Below are 21,439 nucleotides of genomic sequence, written 5' to 3'. Positions count from 1 at the left end.
TTATAGGCTGGGATCGGCCCTGTGCGCTGTCATACTGTCCGCCTCCGATCCGAGAGATTTTTTGAAACGGTGAACATGTCCTTGCGGTCAGGCGCGCATCCGTCGCTGCCTTCGACGGATAATCATCCCCTGAGCGGGCGGACCATCCTGCAGATCATCCCCGATCTCGAGGCAGGTGGAGCCGAGCGTACGACGGTCGATATCGCCCAGGGGCTGACCGAAGCGGGCGCGCGCGCGCTCGTCGCGACCGAGGGCGGCCGCCTTGTCGCCGAGCTGCAGGCGAAGGGCGGCGTCTGGCTGCCGTTCCCGGCTGCTTCGAAGAACCCGGTCACGATGGCGCTCAATGTGCGCAAGCTCGTGCTGCTCTGCCGACGGGAGCGCGTTGAATTGATTCACGCCCGTTCGCGGGCGCCGGCCTGGGTTGCGCTTGCCGCGGCGCGTGCGCTCAAGCTGCCCTTCGTCACCACCTATCATGGCTCCTATGCCAGCCGCTCGGCGGTGAAGACGCAGTATAATTCGGTCATGGCGCGCGGCGACGTGGTCATCGCCAATTCCCGCTACACGGCCGACCTGATTCTGGCGAAGCACGGCTTTGCGCGTGACCGCATCCGTGTCGTCCATCGCGGCACCAATTTCTCGGCCTTCGCGCCATCCGCGGTCGGGCCGGAACGAGTCCAGGCCTTGCGTCGTGCCTGGGGCGTCGAGCCACATCAGCGCATCGTGCTCTTGCCGGGACGACTGACCGGCTGGAAGGGCCATCGTGTGCTGATCGAGGCGGCTCGCCTTCTGCGCGAGGGCGGCGACAACGATACCGCCTTCATCTTCGCAGGCGACCATCAGGGCCGCGATGGCTATGTCAGGGAGCTCGACCAGGCCATCGCCAAGGCCGGGCTCGAAGAACAGGTCAAGCGCGTCGGCCATTGCGCCGACATGCCGGCGGCCTTGCTCGCGGCGGCGGTCGTCACCGTGCCCTCGACCGAGCCGGAGGCCTTCGGCCGTGTTGCGGTCGAGGCGCAAGCCATGGGCATTCCGGTTGTGGTCTCCGATCTCGGAGCAGTTCCCGAAACCGTACTCGCGCCGCCGCAGACGGCTCCCGGCGAGCGCACGGGCTGGCGCGTGCCGCCGGGCGATGCGTCTGCACTGGCCGCGGGCCTCAAGGAGGCGCTGGCGCTGCGCCCCTCGGCGCGCGATGCGCTGGCCCGCCGGGCCCGCCTCCATGTCGAGCAGCACTTTTCGCTCGAGAACATGGTCAGCGAAACCCTCGACGTCTATTGCGCCTTGCTTGGGCGCTAGGCTCTGTACTTGAGCGGGTGTTGCCGTGTTTGCATTGACAATGCCCGACTTTATGCAATGTGTCTGATCAACGGTGCCGACAGCACCATTCATAGGAGAATACAGCCATTCGCCGTCCGTTCCGCGCTGCCCCAACCCCGACCAAAGACGGTCCGCGTTCTAACCGCGACATCCGCGGTGTCCGTGAGGTTCAGCTCATTGACGATACCGGCGCCAACCGTGGCGTTGTGTCGTTCTTCGAGGCCCTGAAGATTGCCGAGGATGCCGGTCTCGACCTGGTCGAGATCGCCCCCAATTCAGTGCCTCCGGTCTGCAAGATTCTCGACTACGGCCGCTTCCGCTTTCTGGAGCAGAAGAAGGCCGCCGAGGCGCGCAAGAAGCAGCGCACCATCGAGATCAAGGAGATCAAGCTCCGGCCGGGCATCGACAAGCACGACTACGACGTCAAGATGAAGGCCATGCACGGCTTCTTCGAGGAGGGCGACAAGGTCAAGGTGACCCTGCGCTTCCGCGGCCGCGAAATGGCGCACCAGGACCTCGGCGTGAAGGTGCTCGAGCGGGTCAAGGCTGATCTTGTCGATGTTGCCAAGGTCGAGAGCGACTGGCAGCTTGAGGGTCGCCAGATGGTGATGGTCCTGGCGCCAAAATAGGTCGCCTGGAGCGCCCTGCCTCGGAATCAGGTTGAGACAAGGCCCGGCCGCTTCGGCTGGGCCTTGTCTCATTTGATCCCTGCTGGGTCGTCCTAAGGCATCGGCCCGAAAAGTGGATTGCGGTTTTCCGAAAGGCCGATGCAAACACAGAAGACCAGATCATCGGACCGGTTATGAATCCGGTCCGATGATCTAGCTGACGGAGCGAATGATCTCGCGATAGGCGGCTTCCGGAAATGCCTTGAGCGTTTGCGTTCTCACATTGCCGTGCATTGCCAGTTGCAGGCAGAAGCGCGCCAGAACGGCATCGTCTGGTGCCTCGCAGACGATGACCATGTCGTATTTCCCCATCGTCATGAAGAAGGCCTTGAAGTCGCCGCCCATGTCGCGCAGCAGCTTCCTGGCCGTGTCGAGGCGGGTCGGCGAGTCCTTTACGTTGCGCGCGCCCTGGTCGGTCCAGTTGGTCAGCAGGATATAGGTCGTCATCACGCTTCTCCCTGGCTGGGCCCGGCCCATGCGTCGGAAGTGTCGTGTGCGGCGGCCCGATCGTCGCCGCTCGGTCTAGGACGGGATGTTTCGCCATCCGCCGGGCCTCTGGCGCCAGTGTAAAGCATCGACCCGAAAAGTGGATTGCGGTTTTCGGGACAGCCGATGCTCCAACGTGACCGTCAGCGGCGCTGCCGGCCGTCGCCGCCGACTATGGCGCGTCCCGGGCGAGGCTCCGGCGGGCGACCCCTCAACCACTCCCGGCAGGGTGAAGCAGCAATCCGTCCAGCATGGCATTAAAGGCCGCGATCGCCCGGTGAGAGGCGGCTTGCGGGTTCTCGGCATGGGCGATCCATTGTGCCGCATGTTGCGTCGCACCGGAGATCAGGCGGGCGGCCGCCTCGGGGTCGATCGCGAGCAGGATCCTGTCCGCGACAAGCGTCTCGAGGCTCGCCGTCATCGAACGGATGCAGGCGCTCTGCGTTGGCCAGTTCCAGGGATCGCCGAGGACGGCTGGCCCATCGCGTAGGACGATGCGCTGGATCTCCGGCTCCAGCGCCATCTCGATATAGGCGGTGCACTCGTCGCGGAAGCCGGCCCATTTATCTGCCGCACTGGCGGAGACGATGCGAAGGCGCTCGTTCATTTCGTCATCGATTTCGGAGATCACGGCCCTGAGCAGGCCCTTCTTGTCACCGAAGTGATGGTAGAGCGCCCCGCGTGTCAGTCCGACGGCGGCGGTCAGTTCATCCATCGAGGCGTCGGCATAGCCCACGGTGCCGAAGGCATGGCGCGCCGCACCGAGGAGCTTGGCCCGCGTCTCGGCGATCATCTCCGTGCGTGGTCTGCGAGCCATCCATGTTCCTTTCGCATACGCGGCGTATGTCAATTGACACGGGCCGGGTCGGCTCCTACTTCACTTTCATACGCTCCGTATGTAAGTGGTACAGAAACTTCTGGAAAGAGGCCCGTCATGGCCAACCCCTATCGCGAGATCTTCAGGGCTCCAGGCGCTATCGCGTTCTCGGCGACGGGCTTCATCGCGCGCATGCCGGTCTCGATGGTAACGCTCGGCGTCGTCACCATGCTGTCCCAGGCGCGCGGCGAATACTGGCTGGCAGGGGCGGTCGCGGCGACCTTCGCCTTGTCCAACGCACTGATCGCGCCTCAGCTCTCCAGGCTGGTCGATCGCTACGGGCAGCGTCGGCTGCTCATTCCCGCAACACTCGCAGCGATTGCGGCGCTATCGGGCCTGATGCTGTCGACCCGCTACGAAGCGCCCGTCTGGGCTCTTTTCGTCTTCGCCATGCTGTCAGGAACGATGCCGAGCATATCGGCGATGGTCAGGGCGCGCTGGACCGAGCTTTATCGCGATACGCCGAAGCTGCGGACCGCCTTCGCCTTCGAGTCGGTGGTCGACGAGGTCATCTACATGACCGGGCCGGTCATCGCGATCGGGCTGAGCGTATCCTTCTTTCCAGAGGCAGGGCCGCTCGCCGCGACGCTGCTGCTGACCGTCGGAACTGCGCTGTTCGTCGCGCAGCGGGCATCCGAACCGCCCGTGCATCCGCAGGGGGCGAGTGGCGGTGACTCGGTCATTCGCCTCGCGTCGGTGCGGATCATCGCCTTCATCCTGATTGCGATCGGCACGATCTTCGGAACGGCCGAGGTCACCGCCGTTGCCTTCGCCGAGGCGCAAGGGAACAAGGCTGCCGCCAGTTTCGTCCTGGCGAGCTATGCCGCGGGATCGCTGATCACGGGGATCGTGTTCGGCGCGCTCAGGCTGCGCATGTCGCTGGCCAGCCAGTTGCTGATTGCGATTGCGCTTGCAGCGGTGACCACGCTGCCTCTGCTCGCCGTCAACAGCATCGGCAGCCTTGCCGTCGTGGTGTTCCTGGCCGGCGCTGCCGTTTCGCCGACGATCATCGTCTCGATCGGCCTGATCGAGCGCCTCGTCCCGGCTGCGAAACTGACCGAGGGCATCACCTGGGCCATGACCGGCATCGGTATCGGCATGGCGGTGGGCTCTTCCGCCTCAGGCTGGGTCATCGACGGGTTTGGCGCGCGCAGTGGTTTCTGGATTTCGGTTGCCGCAGGCGGCGTTGCCCTCGCGACGGCCTTGCTTGGTTATCGCCGCCTGCATGGTGAGAAGCCGCAGCCCGTCCTGCGTGAGGCCGCAGCCTGTATCGGCCCTTAGGGGCAGAACGCCGAAAGGGGCAGAGCCTTCGCATCATTGTAGCCGCGCCGGAGCATCCGATCCGTGGGGCCTGCCATCATTGGCCTGCGTGAGCGCTCGTCGAAGAAGGAGGCGCGCAGAGCGCGCCTCCTGAACGATGCCCGACAGGGCTAGCCGTCGACGAGGGCGAGCGCGGCGTCGGTGTAGCGTTTGCCCGCCACGTCGGCCGGCGTGAGCGCTTCGCCTATGGCTGCTGTTTCGTCGGTGGTCAGGACGATGTCGGCCGCCGCCCTGTTCTGCTCCAGATGGGTCATCTTGCGCGCACCGGGGATCGGCACGATGAAGTCCCCCTGATGCAGCACCCAGGCCAGCGCAAGCTGCGCGGCGGTGACGTTCTTGCTCGCGGCCAGGCGTTCCAGCCGTTCGACGAGCGCCGCGTTGGCTTCCAACGCTTCGGCCTGGAAGCGTGGCAGGGTCCGGCGCCAGTCCTCGCTGCCCAACTCGTCGAGCGTCCGGATCGTGCCGGTGAGCAGGCCGCGGCCGAGCGGGCTGTAGGGCACGAACCCGATTCCGAGCTCACGGCAGACGGCGAGCACGCCGTCTTCAGGCTCGCGGCTCCACAACGAATATTCGCTCTGGACGGCCGCGATCGGATGCACCGCGTGCGCCCGGCGGATCGTCGAGGCATTGGCCTCGGACAGGCCGAGCGCTCGGACTTTGCCCTCGCGCACGAGATCGGCCATGGCGCCGACCGTATCCTCGATCGGCACATTCGGGTCGACGCGGTGCTGGTAATAGAGATCGATCACGTCGATCCCGAGCCGCTTGAGCGAGGCTTCCGCCACGGCCCTCACATGTTCCGGCCGGCTGTCGAGCCCCGCCATGCGCTCCGGTCCCTTGCCCTCTTCGAGGATCCTGAACCCGAACTTCGTGGCGATCACCACCTGGTCGCGCACAGGCCTGAGCGCCTTGCCCAGCAGGACCTCGTTCTCGAATGGGCCATAGACTTCGGCGGTGTCGAAGAGGGTCACTCCGATATCGACGGCGCGCCGCAAGGTGGCGATCGCGGCGCTCTCTTCCTGGCCACCATAGGCGAAGGTCATCCCCATGCAGCCGAGGCCGACGGGGAAGACTTCGAGTTCTTGACCAAGCTTGCGAGTTTGCATCACGGGCTCCTCTTTTGTGATCCGATACAGATGAGGCTTGCGCCACTGATCGATAATCACCTGGAGAAAGCACGGCCTGTTCGATAAAACAGATCAATGAACCGCGCTGATCTCCCGCATCTCGCCGTCCTGGCGGCCGTCGCCCGCAATCGGGGTTTCCGTGGCGCGGCACGCGAGCTCGGCATTGCGCCGTCCGCCGTCAGCCATGCCGTGTCGCTGCTGGAGGCCCGGCTCGGCGTGCGCTTGCTGGCGCGCAGTACGCGCAGCGTCGCTCCCACCGAGGCCGGGGCGCAGCTTCTGGAACGGCTGCTGCCGGCGATGTCGGAGATCGCCCTGGCGCTGGAAGTGGCAGCTGCCTCGCGCGACGAGCCCGCCGGCAATCTTCGCCTCACCGTGCCGCGCACCGCCGCTCATCTGGTACTGGCGCCGAAGCTCGGCGCCTTTGCCGCGGCCTATCCGGAAATCGTGCTCGAGATCGTCATTGACGACAGATTCGCTGATGTCGTCGCGGGCGGGTTCGATGCCGGGATCCGGCTCGGCGAGAGCCTGCAGCGCGACATGATCGCCGTTCGCATCGGGCCGCGCATGCGTGGCGTCGCGGTTGCGGCCCCGGCCTATTTCGCCGGGCGTGACATGCCGCTGACGCCGCACGAACTGCCCGGGCATCGCTGCATCCGCTTCCGCTTCGAAAGTGGCGTGATCTATCGCTGGGAGTTCGAGAAGGACGGTCTCGTCGTCGAACCCGAAGTCACGGGGCCGCTGATCCTGGGCGATGACCGGCTCGTCCTCCAGGCCGCGCTTGATGGTGCCGGCATCGCATTCCTCTTCGATGACTATGTCCGCGATGGGCTCGGGCAGGGCAGGCTGGTGTCTGTTCTGGAGGATTGGTGTCCACCCTTCGACGGGTTCTACGTGTATTATCCGAGCCGCCGGCAGATGCGCCCGGCGCTGCGGGCTTTCATCGACTTCTTCCGCGCTGATAAGGGGTAGCGCTGCCGCACGCTTCCGGGCCCGTTGGGCTCCCTTCCGATCATGACCACGAGGATTTCCGTGACGGGTTCTATTTCGGCCGTTCTGGTTCACGTCTCGGACGTGGTCGCGGGGCTCGCTTGGTATCGCAGCGCATTTCCCCGCGCCGTTCCGGCGACGAGCCAGCCTTCGGGATTCGCCTTTCTGCAGATTGGCGAGACGCAACTTGAAATCGTTCCGGATGACACGAAGGTGGCCAGCGGCGCTACCGGCTCGATTGTCTATTGGCGGGTGGAGGATTTCGAGCGATCGCTTGCCCATTTGCAGGCGGTCGGCGCGGTTCTCTATCGCGGGCCGCTGGCCATCGACGGTGATCTGTGGATGTGCCAGGTTCGCGATCCTTGGGGCAATTGCATCGGGATCAGAGGGCCTCGCGCCGAAAAGCTGGGCTGATCGGGATAAACCCGTTCCGGTTCGCCATGCGGCCTTTTAGGCATGAGTGGCGCCTGCACTTGCCAGCCCCGGGCTTTTCTGTCATATGCGCGCCCTTCGATCGCCCGGCTGATAAGGGCTGCCGTGGCGGTCGTTCTTTGCTTCCAGCAAGCAAAATCGAAGCGGCGCATCTCGCGCGTCCGCGACCATTGAGGAGCTGAAATGCCCAAGATCAAGACGAAGTCGAGCGCCAAAAAGCGCTTCAAGATCACCGGAACCGGCAAGGTGCTCTACGCCCAGGCCGGCAAGCGTCACGGCATGATCAAGCGGACCAACAAGCAGATCCGCAATCACCGCGGCACGGCAACCCTCTTCGAGGGCGATGCCGCCAACGTGAAAAAATACTTCCTGCCGAACGGCTGACGCCCTCTAACCTTTCCGGAGATCACACATGGCTCGCGTGAAACGGGGCGTAACGTCCCACGCCAAGCACAAGAAGACACTTAAGGCCGCCAAGGGTTTTTATGGCCGCCGCAAGAATACGATCCGCGCTGCCAAGGCGGCCGTCGATCGTTCGATGCAGTATGCCTATCGCGACCGCAAGAACCGGAAGCGCTCGTTCCGCGCGCTCTGGATCCAGCGCCTCAACGCTGCGGTGCGTGAGCATGACTTGACGTACTCGGTCTTCATTGGCGGTCTCGCCAAGGCCGGTATCGAGCTCGATCGCAAGACGCTGTCGGCGCTGGCCATCGACGACGCAGCCGCCTTCGCGGCCGTGGTCGAGACGGTGAAGGGTGCCCTCGGCGCGGAAGCCAAGGCCGCCTGAGTTTCGCCTCGGCGAAGTGAATTGGAAAAGGCCGGCAGCGATGCCGGCCTTTTTCGTTGTCAGCTCTGCATGCTGTCGTTTGCGGGAAGGACCCAGTTCTGGCCCGCACCGTCGACGACACGCTGGTAGGCTTCCTCCGGCGTATCGGCGTAGCAGAACAGCGAAAGATCTTCGGGGCGGATGAATTTTGCCGCGGCCATGGCATCGAGATTGAGCAGGTCACGCCAGAAGGCGCTGTCATAGAGCACGATCGGTACGGCCGGCATCTTGCCCGTCTGCTTCAGCGTCATGATCTCGAAGAGTTCGTCGAGCGTGCCGAATCCGCCGGGAAACACGACGAGCGCCGCGGCGCGCATTGCCAGGTGCATCTTCCGCATCGCGAAATAGTGGAAGCGGAAAGTCAGGTCCGGCGTTGACCACGGATTCGGCTCCTGCTCGTGCGGCAGGGTGATGTTGAAGCCGATCGAGAGCGCCCCCGCTTCCGTCGCACCGCGATTGGCTGCTTCCATGATGCCCGGCCCGCCGCCAGTGGCGATGACATGATGGCGCCCGCTCTCGCCGTCGATGAGCGCGCCGCCCCGCTCGGAGGCAATGCGGGCGAATTGCCGCGCCGCCTCGTACCAGCGGTCACCTTCCCGGACGCGGGCCGAGCCGAAGACGACAACGGTCGAGATGATGCCGCGCGCGCGTAAATGGTCCTCGGCCTTCTGGTATTCGAGCATGAAGCGCACGCCGCGTGTCGAATCGCCAAGGATGAAATCGGGGTCGAGCGCCGCCAGGCGGTACGAGGGGGAATTCTTCTGGGCCTGGCTGTCGGGCATGATGTCTGTCTCCATGATGCCACCTGCATAGCCGCATCCCGGCGGCACTGTCGCCTGCATCGCTGGCAGGGCTGCTCCGCCAGGCCCGGGACTTGTTCGGGCCAAGCACTTGTTCGGGCCAAGCAGGTGTTGAGGCCAAGCACGTGTTCAGCCGAGGTACTTGTTCAGGATCTCGGCGAGACGTGGCGCGCCGGCATTGTGCGGCAGCAGGGTCAGAAAGCGCCCCTCGCGGTCCATCAGATAGGTGAGGGAGCCGTGATCGACGGCGTACTCCGCGGCGCCATGATGCGGCAGCGTGAGCTTGCGGCGATGCACCTTGTAGGCGCGGGCGATCGCGGCAATCTCCGATTCGCTGCCGGTCAGTCCGATCAGGCGCGGATGGAGGGCTGTGACATAGGCTGCCATCGTGGCGGGCGTGTCATGGGCCGGATCGACCGTGACGAAGAGCGGCGCGAGCCGCTCGGCCTGCGGGCCGATGGCGTCGAGCGCTTGCGCGATGATCGCAAGATCGACCGGGCAGGTATCGGTGCAACGGGTGAAGCCGAAATAGACCAGCATGAACCGCCCGCGGAAATCCGTGTCGTTCACGCGCTTGCCGGTGTGGTCGATGAGCGTGAAAGGGCCGCCGAACCGGGTGGCGAGCGGGTCGATAGGGCTGGCGCCAGATGCAGGCGGTTGCTGCGAGAACGCGCCTGCGGCTGGCAGGATGGCGCCAAGGGCCAGCAGCACCCGCCGCGAGATCATTTCGGCCGAAGTCCCTTGATTCCGTAAGGGCCGTCTTCGGCGATGCTGCGGTTCGCTTCAGGATCGGCCCGCCACCATTCGGAGGCCTTGCCGTTGCGGGCCTCCCAGTCGGACTTGAAGCGTTCGGCCGGAATCCAGGGCTGCGAGGGGCCTTCGCGGACCGCCTGCACGAAGAATACTGTCACTGCCGGGTTGGCGATCAGCAGGCCATCGGCCTCGATCTCGCGGCCGCAATAACCGATCAGGTCCCGGACCGAGCCGGCAAAGTCGACGTTCGATTTCGCGACAAGCCGGAAGGTGCCGTCGGCCAGGACAAGGCCGAGCTGGCGCTTGCCGCTGCCGCAACCGGGCGTGCAACGGCCTGTGAGATGGCAGAGCGCATCGACGACCCGCCCCTTGAGGATTGTCGCAGTCTCGTACGGGATGTTCCAGGCTTCGGCCGCGCGCGCGGTTGTCACGGGGATGCCGGCGAGAAGCGCGGCCACACCCAGCATGTGCCGCAGCATTCGCATCGCTCAGTTCCCGAACGGCTGGATGCCGTGTTCTTCATGCGTCATGCTGATCACGCCCTTGTCGTCGGCGATCCTGTCGACGAGCAGGTACTTCACGCCGTCGCGCTCGAGCAGCTCGCCATCGACTGTGACCTCGTGTGTGGCCATTCGCGCAACACGCGGATTGGCGGCGCTCTCATCGTCGTCGCCGATCTTGAGAATGAGATAGAGATTGCCGGCCGGGTCGCGGATGTTGACCGGGATGCCGCCAAGCGCACACCAGATTGCGCATTGGTGGTGGGCTGTGCCCCTGGCGAACATCAGCCCGCTGATCGTGCACCAGGTATCGCTGATTTCCCCGGTGATCGTGACGCGCTGCCCGTCCTGTGCCCCTGCCGGAGCGGCGCTCAGCGTGACGATCAGGAATGCCAATGCGCGCCAGTGAGACAGGATTGTCATGGTGCTGCGCTCATTTCGGCCAAACAGGGTCTCTGCCGTCGCACCTGCGATGCTTTGCCAGCACGATTGCCCCTAGCATCGCTCAAGATGACACCCTAGAAGATGCCTCGCAATCGGACCAGATCAGGCATGAATGAGATCGATACCCTCAGCGATTCACTTCTTGGTGAGATCGCCGCTGCGCAGGACGAAGCCGCGCTCGAGCAGTTGCGCATCGCTGCGCTCGGCAAGTCGGGCTCGGTGTCCGCGCTGCTGAAGACGCTGGGCGCGATGACGCCGGACGAGCGCAAGGAAAAGGGCCCGCTGATCAACGGCCTGCGCGACAAGGTCCAGGGCGCCATCACCGAGCGCAAGGAGGCGTTGGGGCAGGCTGCGCTCGACGCGCGCCTTGCTGCCGAGCGGATCGATGTCTCCCTCCCGGTGCGCGAGGGGCCGGAGGCGCGCGGGCGCATCCACCCGATCAGCCAGGTCATCGACGAGATCACTACGATCTTTGGCGACATGGGCTTTTCGATCGCGGAAGGTCCCGATGTCGAAACCGACGATCTCAACTTCACCAAGCTGAACTTCCCCGTCGGCCACCCGGCGCGGGAGATGCACGACACCTTCTTCTTCGCGCCTGACGCCAATGGCGAGCGCAAGCTGCTGCGCACGCACACCTCCCCGGTGCAGGTGCGCACAATGATCTCGCAGGAGCCGCCGATCCGCGTCGTCTGCCCGGGCCGGACCTATCGTATGGATTCCGACCAGACCCACACCCCGATGTTCCATCAGGTCGAAGGTCTGGTGATCGACAAGAAGGCCAATTTTGGCCACATGAAATGGGTGCTCGAGGAGTTCTGCAAGGCGTTCTTCGAGGTCGATAGCGTCAAGATGCGCTTCCGCCCCTCCTTCTTCCCCTTCACCGAACCGTCGGCCGAAGTGGACATCCAGTGTTCGCGCAAGGGCGGCGAGATCCGCTTCGGCGAAGGCGACGACTGGCTGGAGATTCTCGGCTGCGGCATGGTGCACCCGAACGTGCTGCGTAATTGCGGCCTCGATCCCGATGTCTATCAGGGCTTCGCCTGGGGCATGGGCATCGACCGTATCGCCATGCTGAAATACGGCATGCCGGACCTGCGCCCCTTCTTCGAGGCCGATATTCGCTGGCTCTCCCATTACGGCTTCCGCCCACTCGACCTGCCGACCCTGACTGGCGGCCTGACGTCGTGAGGGAGCCGGTCGTGCAGGGGAGGGCGGGATGACAGTCGCAGCAGGAGCAGGATTGTTCGCGGTGCTTGCCGTCGCGCTCAACCTGCTGTGCCTCGCGATCGCCTATTTCCGCCTGCGCCACCGCGCTTTGGGCTCGGCCTTGCTCGACCAGTGCCCGGCCGTCACGATCGTGCGGCCGGTGCGCGGTCTCGAGGCGTTCAGCCGCGAGACGTTGAGCTCGGGGCTGGTGCTCGACTACCCCCGCTACAGGACGATCTTCTGCGTTGCCGATGGCGACGACCCTATCGTGCCGCTGATCGAGGATCTGATCAGGCGCTTCGGCGACGACCGCGTGCGGCTGATCGTCGGCGATGTCGCCGTCAGCGCCAATCCGAAGCTCAATAACTGCGTCAAGGGCTGGGACGCGGCGGACACGGACTGGGTCATTCTCGCCGATTCCAACGTGCTGATGCCGAAGGACTATATCCAGCGGATGCTGACGGCGTGGCGGCCCACGACCGGGCTCGTCTGCTCGACACCGGCCGGTTCGCGCCCGCAGGGCTTCTGCGCCGAACTCGAATGCGCCTTCCTGAATACCTTCCAGGCGCGCTGGCAATATGCCGGCGAGGCTCTCGGCTTCGGCTTCGCGCAGGGCAAGTCGATGCTCTGGAACAAGCCCTTTCTCGACTCCAATGGCGGCATTGCAGCGTTGGGGGCGGAGATCGCCGAAGATGCAGCGGCGACGAAGCTGGTGCGCCGGGCCGGCAAGCATGTCCATCTCGTCGGCCAGCCCTTCGAGCAGCCCCTGGGCGAGCGCAGCCTGCGCGATGTGGTGCAGCGCCAGTTCCGCTGGGCCAGGCTGCGCCGGGTGACGTTCCTGCCATTCTTTGCACCGGAGATCCTGTCGGGACCGCTGCTGCCAGTGCTGGCGGCCGTTGTTGCGGCGCCAGATTTTGGGCTGCCGGCCTGGGCCGCGCTATGCGTCGTGCTGCTGCCCTGGTACGCGGGCGAGATGCTTCTGGCCTATGGCGTTGGCTGGTACCTGTCGTGGCGGCTGCCTTTCGCCTTCCTGGTGCGCGATATCGTCTTCCCGGGGATCTGGGCCTATGCCTTCGTCGCGGGCGAGGTGACGTGGCGCGGCAACGCGATGAAGATCAGGACCGATGGCGAGGACCGGTTGAACGATGGCCAGTCCCAGCTGTCGCCGGTTTCGGCGCGACGGGACGGGGCGACGTGACCATGGGCACGACCACGATCCCCGAGCGCTACCGGGGCTGCCCGAGCTTCTCGTTTGGCGACAGCCCGGAGCTGGCCTCCGAACTGGCCGCGCTCGTCGTCAGCGGCCGCAAGCGGGCGACGGTGAACACGCCCGATGATCCCGACTGCCCGGAGGTCGGCCAGATGTGGATCGTCCTCGACGGCGGCAAGCGACCTGTCTGCGTCATCGAGACGCTCGAACTGACGACGCGGCGGTTCGACGAGATCGATGCCGAATTCGCCTTCGAGGAAGGCGAGGACGACCGTACTCTGGCCTCATGGCGCCAAGCCCATGAAGCCTATTTCCGACGCCTCGGCGTCTTCAGTCCCGACATGACCTTGATTTGCGAACGCTTCCGTCTGGTGGAAGTGCTCGCTCCGATGGACCCACACGCATGAAATTCACGCTCTCCTGGCTCAAAGACCATCTCGACACCACCGATACGGTCGACACCATCACCGAGACCCTGACGCGTGTCGGGCTCGAGGTCGAAGGCGTCGAGGACAGGGCGAAGGCGCTCCAGGCCTTCACCATCGCCTATGTGATCGAGGCCAAGCAGCACCCGAATGCCGACCGGCTGCGCGTCTGCCAGGTCGACATCGGCACCGGCGAGCCCGTGCAGGTCGTCTGCGGCGCGCCCAATGCCCGCACCGGCATGAAGGGGGTGTTCTCGCCGCCGGGCAGCTACATTCCCGGCAAGGACATCACCCTCGGCAAGGGCGTCATTCGTGGCGTCGAGTCGAACGGCATGCTGGTCTCGGAGGCCGAGCTCCAGCTCTCCGAGGATCATGACGGCATTATCGAATTGCCGGAGGATGCTCCGGTCGGAATGCCCTACGCGACCTATGCCAAGCTCGACGACGCCACGATCGAGATCGCGGTCACGCCAAACCGGGCCGACGCGCTCGGCGTCAGCGGTGTCGCGCGCGATCTTGCCGCCGCGGGTCTCGGGACGCTGAGGATACCGTCGATCCAGCCGGTGCGCGGCTCGTTCCCGTGCCCGGTCAAGGTCACGCTCGACTTCGCGCCGCACGACAAGAAGCTCTGCCCGGCCTTCGCCTTGCGCCTGATCCGCGGCGTGAAGAACGGTCCGTCACCGGAGTGGTTGCAGGCCCGCCTGCGCGCCATCGGCTTGCGGCCGATCAATACGCTCGTCGACATCACCAATTTCATGACCTTCGACCGCAACCGGCCGCTTCACGTCTTCGACGCGGCCAAGGTCAGGGGAGATCTCACGGTGCGCCGGGCCAAGGCGGGCGAGGAGATTCTCGCGCTCGACGGACGCATCTACAAGCTGAGCGACGAACAGGTGGTGATCTGCGATGCGCATGGCGTCGAATCGCTCGCCGGCATTATGGGTGGCGAGGCTTCGGGCTGCGACGAGAACACGGTCGATGTCCTGGTCGAGAGCGCGCTCTGGGACCCGCTCAACATCGCCCGTTCGGGCCGAGCACTCGGCATCAACTCGGATGCGCGCTATCGTTTCGAGCGCGGTGTCGATCCGGATTTCTGCAGGCCGGGCCTCGATCTCGCGACAGTGATGATCATTGACCTCTGCGGCGGCGAAGCTTCCGAAATGGTGTTCGAGGGCGAGCTACCGGAGTCGCGCCCCGCGATCGATTTCCCGTGGTCGGAAGTGAAGCGTCTGACTGGGCTCGATCTGCCGCAGGTCGAGATGAAGCTCGCGCTGACCTCGCTCGGTTTCCATGTCTCGGGTGCGGGCGAGCGGGTGAAGGTCGCGGCGCCGTCCTGGCGCGGCGATGTCGAGGGCAAGGCCGATCTGGTCGAGGAGATCCTGCGCATTGCCGGGCTCGACCGCGTGGCCTCCACGCCGCTGCCGCGCATCAAGGCAGAGGTGGTGAAGCCGGTTCTCACCGTGCTGCAGAAGCGCACCCGCGCCGCCAAGCGTCTGCTTGCCAGCCGTGGCCTGGTCGAGGCCGTGACCTGGTCCTTCATCTCGCATGAAGCGGCCACGCTCTTCGGCGGCGGCTCGCCCAAGCTGGTTCTGGCCAATCCGATCGCCGCCGATCTCTCCGACATGCGGCCCTCGCTGCTGCCGGGGCTGATCCGTTCGGCCCAGGCCAATGCGGCGCGCGGCTTCGGCGATGTCGCATTGTTCGAGGTCGGGCAGGTCTTCTTCAGCGATGAGCCCGAAGGCCAGGTGATCGCGGCCGCCGGCTTGCGCCGCGGCACGGCCCGGCTCGAGGGTGTCGGCCGTCATTGGGACGGTGCGGCCGAGCCTGTCGATGCCTTCGATGCCAAGGCCGACGTCATGGCCCTGCTCTCCGGTCTCGGAATCCCCGTCGGCGGCTTGCAGGTCGTGGCCGGTGGCCCTGCCTGGGCTCATCCGGGGCGGTCGGCGACATTGCAGTTCGGGCCGAAGGGCGTCATCGGCGCCTTCGGGGAAGTCCATCCCAAGATCCTCAAGGCACTGGACGTGAAGGGGCCGCTCGTGGCCTTCGAGATCCATCTCGACGCCCTGCCTTTGCCGAAGGCCAGGCCGACCAAGGTCAAGCCGAAATTGAGCCTCTCCGGCTTCCAGCCGCTGACGCGCGATTTCGCCTTCATCGTCGATGCCAAGGTTGCGGCGGGTGACATGATGCGCACGGCGCAGAATGCCGAGCGCAGCCTGATCTCCGATGTCACGGTGTTCGATCTCTATGAGGGGCCGGGCGTCGAGGCAGGCAAGAAATCCGTGGCGCTTGCCGTCACGCTCCAGCCTGCCGAGAAGACGCTGACCGATGTCGAGATCGATGCCGTCGGCAGCAAGATCGTCGCCGAGATGACCAAGCGCTACGGCGCGACTCTGCGGAGCTGATCCTCAGGCCGGGAGCACGGTTCCTCGGAGCCGACATGCGGGAAGGCGGGAGCGACACTGGGCGCGCCCGCCTTTTGCCTATCTGGCAGGCCTGTCATCGGGCTGTCTCGGGGCAGAGCGTTGGTGCACCTGTGGGGCGATCGGCCAGTGCCGCGTTATTGATCCAGATTGTGTAATAATCCGCCCGCGCAATCCGTGAACAATCGCGCTATCGGCTGCGGATCGTTTCAACGCGCCCTGGCTGTATGACCATCTCCGAATGTCCCGTTGCGGACAGCCTTTTCCCTGGCTTTCGCCTGCTCGACGTTCAGACGTCGGGTGCGCGAATTCGCGTGCGGACGGGCGGGGAGGGGCCAGCCTTGCTGCTGCTGCACGGTTATCCGCAGACGCATGCGCTTTGGCACAAGGTCGCGGACCGGCTGAAGCGGCGTTTTACCCTAGTGTGTGCAGATCTGCGTGGCTATGGCGACAGCGAGAAGCCTGTCTCCGATGCCGCTCATCTTGTCTATTCCAAGCGTGCGATGGCGCAGGACATGGTCGAGGTCATGGCTGCGCTTGGACATGATCGGTTTGCCGTTGGGGCGCATGATCGCGGCGCGCGCGTGGCCCATCGCTTGGCGCTCGACCACGCAGGCCGTGTGACGAGGCTCGCCACGCTCGACATCGCGCCCACGCGCGAGATGTATGCCAATACCACCGACGCCTTCGCGCGTGCCTATTGGCACTGGTTCTTCCTGATCCAGCCCGCGCCCTTTCCCGAGCGCATGATCGGTGCTGATTCCAAGGCCTATTGGCTGAAGAAATGCGGCTCGGGCTCCGCCGGTCTGACCCCTTTCGCGCCTGAGGCGCTTGAACACTACCTGCGCTGCTTCGCCGATCCGGCGACGATTCACGCGAGCTGCGAGGATTATCGCGCGGCTGCGACCATCGACCTCCGTCATGACGACGAGGATGGTGGCCGCAAGCTTGAGCAGCCCCTGCTGGCGCTTTGGGGCGAGCAGGGCGTGATCGGGCGCTGCTTCGATCCCCTAGCGCTCTGGCGCCAGCGTGCACAGAATGTCCAAGGCCGGCCCTTGCCCGGTGGCCATTATTTGGCGGAGGAGATCCCCGATCTCGTCGCCGCCGAATTCACGGCTTTCTTCGGAGAAGACACATGACCGGAACCAATCGCGTCTACCGCATCGCTGTGATCGCCGGCGACGGCATCGGCAAGGAGGTCATGCCCGAAGGTCTGCGGGTGCTCGAAGCGGCGTCGAAGAAGTTCGGCTTCGAGCTGCGCTGCGACAGCTTCGATTTCTCCTCCTGCGACTACTACGCAAAGCACGGCAAGATGCTGCCCGACGACTGGAAGGACCAGATCGGTGGGCATGACGCGATCTATTTCGGTGCTGTCGGCATGCCGGCGCAGGTGCCGGACCACATCTCGCTCTGGGGCTCGCTGCTGCTGTTCCGGCGTGAATTCGACCAGTATGTCAATCTCCGCCCCGTGCGGCTGATGCCCGGCGTGCCTGGCCCGCTGGCCAACCGCAAGCCGGGCGATATCGATTTCTTTGTCGTGCGCGAGAACACCGAGGGCGAGTACTCCTCTGTCGGTGGGCGCATGTATGCCGGCACCGAGCGCGAGATCGTGCTACAGGAGACGGTGATGAGCCGCGTCGGCGTCGACCGCGTGCTGAAATACGCCTTCGAGCTCGCCCAGCGCCGGCCGCGCAAGAAGCTGACTTCGGCCACCAAGTCGAACGGCATCTCGATCACCATGCCCTATTGGGACGAGCGGGTGAAGGAGATGGCCAAGAACTATCCGGATATCGCGGTCGATCAGTACCATATCGACATCCTCACCGCGCATTTCGTGCTGAATCCCGACCGTTTCGACGTCGTGGTCGCCTCCAACCTGTTCGGTGACATCCTGTCCGATCTCGGGCCGGCCTGCACCGGCACGATCGGCATCGCGCCGTCGGGGAACATCAACCCGACCCGTGAATTCCCTTCGCTGTTCGAACCCGTTCACGGCTCGGCGCCCGACATTGCCGGCCAGGGCATCGCGAATCCCGTCGGCCAGATCTGGTCAGGCGCGATGATGCTCGACCATCTCGGCGAGCGTGAGGCCGCAAAGGCCATCGAGGCCGCGATCGAGCGTGCCCTTGGAGACGCCCGGACCCGCACGCGCGATCTCGGCGGAACCTTGAGCACCGAGGCTGCGGGCAGAGCAGTCGAGCAGGCACTGGGCTGAGCAAGAAGGGCGCGACTCCAGCCAGGGTATTGGCTAGAAAGCGATCATATTCCGCGAGAGGCTGCTTCATCCATGGATTTCACCGCTGCTTCGCTGGCCGATCCCCTCCTCTGGGGCAAGCTCTTCGAAATCATCGTGCTGAACATCGTGCTGTCGGGCGACAACGCGGTTGTGATCGCGCTCGCCTGTCGGGCGCTGGCACCGGCGCAACGCACCAAGGGCATTGCGCTTGGTGCCATTGTCGCCGTGCTGCTGCGGGTCGTGTTCACGGTCGTGGTGGCCTCGCTCCTGAGCGCGCCTTTCCTGCGCATCGCCGGGGCGGTGCTGCTGTTCTGGATCGCCGTGAAGCTGGTTCTGGAGGATGGCGAGGGTGACGACGACGCCATCGCCGCCAGCAGCAAGCTCTGGAAGGCCGTTCAGACGGTTGCGATCGCCGATATCGTCATGAGCCTCGACAATGTCCTGGCGATCGCTGCGGTCGCCAAGGACTCGATTCCGCTCCTGGTGGCGGGGCTGGTGATCTCTATCCCGTTGATCGTCGTCGGGGCCTCTCTCATCACCCGCCTGCTGGCCCAGTTCCCGCTCCTGGTTTGGGCGGGGGCGGGGCTGCTCGGCTGGGTCGCGGGCGAGATGCTCGATAGCGACCCCTGGTTCGCATCGCAATTTGGTGCAGCAGTGATGCACCAGCTTGAATATCCGGCGGCGATCCTTGGAGCGCTGCTGGTTCTCGGCCTTGGCTATTGGCTGAAATCACGCCGGCCCGACCCGGCAACTTGATAGAGGACTGACCGTAAAATGGATTTTTCGTCGAGCCAATTCTGGATCTCGCTGCTGCAGATCATCTGGATCGATCTGCTCTTGTCCGGCGACAACGCGGTGGTGATCGCGCTTGCCGTCCGCTCCCTTCCGGAGAATCAGCGCAAGGTCGGCATCTGGCTCGGCGCGGGTGCGGCGGTCGGCCTGCGTATCGCCTTCGCTCTGGTGGTCACCTATCTGCTGGCCGTGCCCTATCTGAAGGTCGTCGGCGGCCTCTTGCTGTTCTGGATCGCGGTCAAGCTCGCCAAGGGTGAAGAGGAAGCGCATACCGACATCAAGGCAGCGGACAATCTCTGGAAGGCCGTGCGCACCATCGCCATCGCCGATGCCGTGATGAGCCTCGACAACGTCATCGCGATCGCCGGCGCCGCCAAGGGCCACCCTGAGCTCTTCATCTTCGGCTTGCTGCTCTCGATCCCGCTGATCATCATGGGCGCGCAGCTCCTGACCTCGATCATCGAGCGTTTCCCGATCCTGATCTGGATTGGCGCTGCACTGCTCGGCTGGATCGCGGCAGAGATGATTCTGGGTGATATCGCCGTGCTGCAATGGCTGCAGGTGAACATGCCGACCTGGGTCAAGGCGGTCTCGACGGACGTCAACCCGCTCGGCGTCGGGCCTGCGAACCTGCCCCATTATGTCAGCGCGGCTCTCGGCGCGGCGCTTGTCTGCATCATCGGCTACGTCCTGAAGCGCAAGCCGGTGAACCAGCCCGGCTAAGCCGCCCTTCAGGCAAGTACGACAATCGCGGCGGCCAGGTCTTCCTGGTCGCCGTTTTTCATGAGGCGGGCCGCTCCGAGACCGATGGAGCGAACGCCCGCGTCCTCGACCGTGAAGAATCCTTCCGCCAGGAATCTCACGCAGAAGCGTTCGGGCGCGTGCGCAAAGCCCGTGCCCAGTGCCTTCACATAGGCCTCCTTCGCGCTCCAGAGTTGCGCGAAGGCGAGCGGTCTTTCAGCCGCAGGCAGGGCAAGCAGAATGTCCCTTTCGGTGGGGTGCAGAACGGCCAGCGGCGGCTCTGTTTGCTGTTCCACCCGCTCGACATCGACGCCGATCGGCCGCTCGGCAAGGCCCACGGCAACGATGCCTGAGCGCGTCGCGAGAGAAAGATGCAGGTCGCGGCCAGCGGGGCCGACGAGCAGCGGTCGGCCCCGCTCGTCATGGCCGATCTCACTGGTGGCGGCTGGCTGGCCGAGCTGGTGGTCCAGCACGAGCCCAGCCACGCTATGTCTGAGCCGCGCGCGCTCCATCAGATTGGCCGGTCGCTCGCTGGTCGGGATCAGCCAGACCGCGGGGAGTGTGGAGGCCTTTGTATCGATCGAGGTCAGCCAGAGCATGGCAGAATGCTAGCGGGCTCGGGGCGTTCCGTCGCCTCTGTTGATCCGCGTTGCGCCGCCCTGCATGGAATTCATGCAACGGCGCCGCCTGGACCCGTTGACGCGGGGCCTGCTTGGTCCATGGAAGAAGCATGACGTCGTCACCCGACCCACTCCCGAAGGAAGCGCGCGCGCCCGTGACCTGGCGCGGCATGATTCTGGGAGTCCGCAAGATTTCCGTGGTGCTCCCGGGCATCATCGTTTTCGCGGTTGCCTTCGGTGCAGCCGCCGCGGCGAAGGGCCTGAGCCTGCTGGAAACCGTGATGATGAGCGCGATTGTCTATGCCGGGGTCGCGCAGCTCGTGGCGATGGAACTCTGGCGGCCGGAATGGACCTGGGGGGCGATCGCCGGCCTTGCAGCCGTCACCGCGACGGTGAATGCGCGGATGGTGCTGCAAGGTGCGTCGCTTCAGCCCTGGTTCTCGCGTTTTCCGCGGGCCCTCAACGCCTTGCATCTGTTCTTCTTCACCGATGCGAACTGGCTGGTCGGAACGCGCTATCACGCCGAGGGTGGGCGCGATCTCGGCGTGCTGATCGGCGGCGGACTCCTGCTCTGGGTTGTCTGGGTTCTTGCCACCGTGCCGGGATATCTGCTCGGCTCGCTGGTGAGTGATCCGCGACGCTATGGCATCGATCTCGTGATGCCGATCTTCTTCGCAGCGATGATCGTGCCGCTCTGGCGTGGCCGGAAGGCGGCGCGGCCCTGGCTGGTTGCGGGCATCGTGGCGCTTGTCACGGCCAAGCTGGTCGATGGCTATGCCTTCATCATCGTCGGAGCGCTCTCTGGCGCGGTCGCTGGAGCTTTCCTCGATGACACTGCCTGATCTCGCCGGCTGGGGAGCCTGGGCAGCGATCGCCGCCATGGCGATCGCCACCTATCTCTGTCGCATCTCGGGCGTGGTGTTGATGGGGTTCATCCCTCTCACGCCGCATGTCCGGCGCGGGCTGGCCGCATTGCCGGGCTCGATCGTCGTCGCAACCGTGCTGCCATTGGTCGAGCGTCTGGGGCTTGCTGCGGCGCTGGCGCTGCTGGCCGCTGTCGGCAGCATGGTACTGCGCCGAAGCGAGCTTCTGGCACTTGTCGTCGGCATGGCGGTGGTTTCGCTCGCCCGCGCCTTTGGCTTGTGATCCATCACCCGGCTGCATTGCTTCCATCACATGACGTCATTGCCGGAGGGCCTTCGGCATGTTGACGCGCGCGGCGGGGCGGCAGACGGTGTCGGTCAATAACACT

The 21,439-nt window shown here is 65.0% G+C and carries 25 protein-coding genes; 17 read left to right on the top strand and 8 right to left on the bottom strand.

The annotated features are described in order from the left end of the window. The first annotated feature begins 75 nt into the window (after positions 1-75). Together AC1DW9_RS16135 and infC are read left to right on the top strand one after the other, a co-directional pair. Entirely contained in the window at positions 76-1,293 is a 1,218-nt protein-coding gene (locus AC1DW9_RS16135) for a glycosyltransferase family 4 protein (protein WP_476776306.1), read from the top strand. Positions 1,294-1,400: 107 nt separating this feature from the next. Beyond that, entirely contained in the window at positions 1,401-1,943 is a 543-nt protein-coding gene (infC, locus tag AC1DW9_RS16130; RefSeq protein WP_069877443.1) for a translation initiation factor IF-3, read from the top strand. Between the two features lie 192 nt (positions 1,944-2,135). Here the strand turns inward: infC and AC1DW9_RS16125 are convergent, their stop codons facing one another. Together AC1DW9_RS16125 and AC1DW9_RS16120 are read right to left on the bottom strand one after the other, a co-directional pair. Continuing rightward, positions 2,136-2,429, bottom strand: a complete 294-nt coding sequence (locus AC1DW9_RS16125) for a GYD domain-containing protein (protein ID WP_441488959.1) — start codon at positions 2,427-2,429, stop codon at positions 2,136-2,138. Positions 2,430-2,679: 250 nt separating this feature from the next. Beyond that, a complete protein-coding gene (locus AC1DW9_RS16120; RefSeq protein WP_441506482.1) occupies positions 2,680-3,285 on the bottom strand; it encodes a TetR/AcrR family transcriptional regulator in 606 nt (201 codons plus the stop codon). Positions 3,286-3,402: 117 nt separating this feature from the next. On the opposite strand from AC1DW9_RS16120, the gene AC1DW9_RS16115 reads away from it, so the two are divergent. Beyond that, on the top strand, positions 3,403-4,626 hold the full coding sequence (locus AC1DW9_RS16115) for an MFS transporter (protein ID WP_441506483.1): 1,224 nt from the start codon (positions 3,403-3,405) through the stop codon (positions 4,624-4,626). Positions 4,627-4,775: 149 nt separating this feature from the next. Here the strand turns inward: AC1DW9_RS16115 and AC1DW9_RS16110 are convergent, their stop codons facing one another. After that, on the bottom strand, positions 4,776-5,771 hold the full coding sequence (locus AC1DW9_RS16110) for an aldo/keto reductase (protein WP_441506484.1): 996 nt from the start codon (positions 5,769-5,771) through the stop codon (positions 4,776-4,778). Positions 5,772-5,867: 96 nt separating this feature from the next. On the opposite strand from AC1DW9_RS16110, the gene AC1DW9_RS16105 reads away from it, so the two are divergent. From AC1DW9_RS16105 to rplT, 4 genes are all read left to right on the top strand, one after another. Next, positions 5,868-6,761, top strand: coding sequence for a LysR family transcriptional regulator (locus AC1DW9_RS16105; protein ID WP_441506485.1), 894 nt, complete (start codon positions 5,868-5,870; stop codon positions 6,759-6,761). 102 nt (positions 6,762-6,863) lie between these two features. After that, positions 6,864-7,193, top strand: a complete 330-nt coding sequence (locus tag AC1DW9_RS16100) for a VOC family protein (RefSeq protein ID WP_476769747.1) — start codon at positions 6,864-6,866, stop codon at positions 7,191-7,193. 201 nt (positions 7,194-7,394) lie between these two features. After that, entirely contained in the window at positions 7,395-7,595 is a 201-nt protein-coding gene (gene rpmI / locus AC1DW9_RS16095) for a 50S ribosomal protein L35 (protein WP_043233081.1), read from the top strand. A 28-nt stretch (positions 7,596-7,623) separates the two neighbouring features. Continuing rightward, positions 7,624-7,998, top strand: coding sequence for a 50S ribosomal protein L20 (rplT, locus tag AC1DW9_RS16090; RefSeq protein ID WP_043233082.1), 375 nt, complete (start codon positions 7,624-7,626; stop codon positions 7,996-7,998). A 59-nt stretch (positions 7,999-8,057) separates the two neighbouring features. On the opposite strand, the gene AC1DW9_RS16085 is transcribed toward rplT, so the two are convergent. From AC1DW9_RS16085 to AC1DW9_RS16070, 4 genes are all read right to left on the bottom strand, one after another. Continuing rightward, positions 8,058-8,819 carry an LOG family protein gene (locus tag AC1DW9_RS16085; protein WP_441506487.1) on the bottom strand — a complete coding sequence of 254 codons (762 nt, stop codon included), beginning with the start codon at positions 8,817-8,819 and terminating at the stop codon, positions 8,058-8,060. Positions 8,820-8,966: 147 nt separating this feature from the next. Further along, positions 8,967-9,563 (bottom strand): SCO family protein, encoded by a 597-nt coding sequence (locus AC1DW9_RS16080; protein WP_441506488.1) that lies wholly within the window; start codon positions 9,561-9,563, stop codon positions 8,967-8,969. Then, a complete protein-coding gene (locus tag AC1DW9_RS16075) occupies positions 9,560-10,075 on the bottom strand; it encodes a hypothetical protein (protein WP_441506489.1) in 516 nt (171 codons plus the stop codon). Before AC1DW9_RS16075 ends, AC1DW9_RS16080 begins: the two co-directional genes overlap by 4 nt. A gap of 3 nt (positions 10,076-10,078) precedes the next feature. After that, positions 10,079-10,513: a hypothetical protein gene (locus AC1DW9_RS16070; protein WP_441506490.1), complete on the bottom strand. Its 435-nt coding sequence runs from the start codon at positions 10,511-10,513 to the stop codon at positions 10,079-10,081. 129 nt (positions 10,514-10,642) lie between these two features. Here AC1DW9_RS16070 and pheS point away from each other — a divergent pair, with 129 nt between their 5' ends. The 8 genes from pheS to AC1DW9_RS16030 all read left to right on the top strand — a co-directional run bounded on the left by pheS (position 10,643) and on the right by AC1DW9_RS16030 (position 19,549). Beyond that, positions 10,643-11,725: a phenylalanine--tRNA ligase subunit alpha gene (gene pheS, locus AC1DW9_RS16065; RefSeq protein WP_476769749.1), complete on the top strand. Its 1,083-nt coding sequence runs from the start codon at positions 10,643-10,645 to the stop codon at positions 11,723-11,725. Between the two features lie 28 nt (positions 11,726-11,753). Next, positions 11,754-12,941, top strand: coding sequence for a ceramide glucosyltransferase (locus tag AC1DW9_RS16060; protein ID WP_441506492.1), 1,188 nt, complete (start codon positions 11,754-11,756; stop codon positions 12,939-12,941). Between the two features lie 2 nt (positions 12,942-12,943). After that, complete coding sequence (locus AC1DW9_RS16055) at positions 12,944-13,360, top strand: ASCH domain-containing protein (protein WP_441506556.1); 417 nt, start codon at positions 12,944-12,946, stop codon at positions 13,358-13,360. Continuing rightward, a complete protein-coding gene (pheT, locus tag AC1DW9_RS16050; protein ID WP_441506493.1) occupies positions 13,357-15,780 on the top strand; it encodes a phenylalanine--tRNA ligase subunit beta in 2,424 nt (807 codons plus the stop codon). Before AC1DW9_RS16055 ends, pheT begins: the two co-directional genes overlap by 4 nt. 359 nt (positions 15,781-16,139) lie before the next feature. After that, positions 16,140-16,937 carry an alpha/beta fold hydrolase gene (locus tag AC1DW9_RS16045; protein WP_441506494.1) on the top strand — a complete coding sequence of 266 codons (798 nt, stop codon included), beginning with the start codon at positions 16,140-16,142 and terminating at the stop codon, positions 16,935-16,937. Next, on the top strand, positions 16,934-18,013 hold the full coding sequence (locus AC1DW9_RS16040) for a tartrate dehydrogenase (protein WP_069877427.1): 1,080 nt from the start codon (positions 16,934-16,936) through the stop codon (positions 18,011-18,013). Before AC1DW9_RS16045 ends, AC1DW9_RS16040 begins: the two co-directional genes overlap by 4 nt. 72 nt (positions 18,014-18,085) lie before the next feature. Then, a complete protein-coding gene (locus tag AC1DW9_RS16035) occupies positions 18,086-18,790 on the top strand; it encodes a TerC family protein (RefSeq protein ID WP_441488973.1) in 705 nt (234 codons plus the stop codon). Positions 18,791-18,808: 18 nt separating this feature from the next. Continuing rightward, on the top strand, positions 18,809-19,549 hold the full coding sequence (locus AC1DW9_RS16030) for a TerC family protein (RefSeq protein WP_441488974.1): 741 nt from the start codon (positions 18,809-18,811) through the stop codon (positions 19,547-19,549). A gap of 8 nt (positions 19,550-19,557) precedes the next feature. On the opposite strand, the gene AC1DW9_RS16025 is transcribed toward AC1DW9_RS16030, so the two are convergent. Then, positions 19,558-20,166 carry a 4'-phosphopantetheinyl transferase family protein gene (locus AC1DW9_RS16025; RefSeq protein WP_441506495.1) on the bottom strand — a complete coding sequence of 203 codons (609 nt, stop codon included), beginning with the start codon at positions 20,164-20,166 and terminating at the stop codon, positions 19,558-19,560. 131 nt (positions 20,167-20,297) lie between these two features. Here AC1DW9_RS16025 and AC1DW9_RS16020 point away from each other — a divergent pair, with 131 nt between their 5' ends. Together AC1DW9_RS16020 and AC1DW9_RS16015 are read left to right on the top strand one after the other, a co-directional pair. Further along, positions 20,298-21,029 carry an AzlC family ABC transporter permease gene (locus AC1DW9_RS16020; protein WP_476855125.1) on the top strand — a complete coding sequence of 244 codons (732 nt, stop codon included), beginning with the start codon at positions 20,298-20,300 and terminating at the stop codon, positions 21,027-21,029. Beyond that, positions 21,016-21,333: an AzlD family protein gene (locus tag AC1DW9_RS16015; RefSeq protein ID WP_113515472.1), complete on the top strand. Its 318-nt coding sequence runs from the start codon at positions 21,016-21,018 to the stop codon at positions 21,331-21,333. The genes AC1DW9_RS16020 and AC1DW9_RS16015 overlap by 14 nt, the downstream gene beginning before the upstream one ends. The last annotated feature ends 106 nt before the right edge of the window (positions 21,334-21,439 follow it).

The sequence above is a fragment of the Allobosea sp. P4_E12 genome (genome assembly GCF_056401655.1).
Note: the sequence above shows the minus strand (reverse complement) of the source record. Positions and strands in the feature narration are given on the sequence as shown.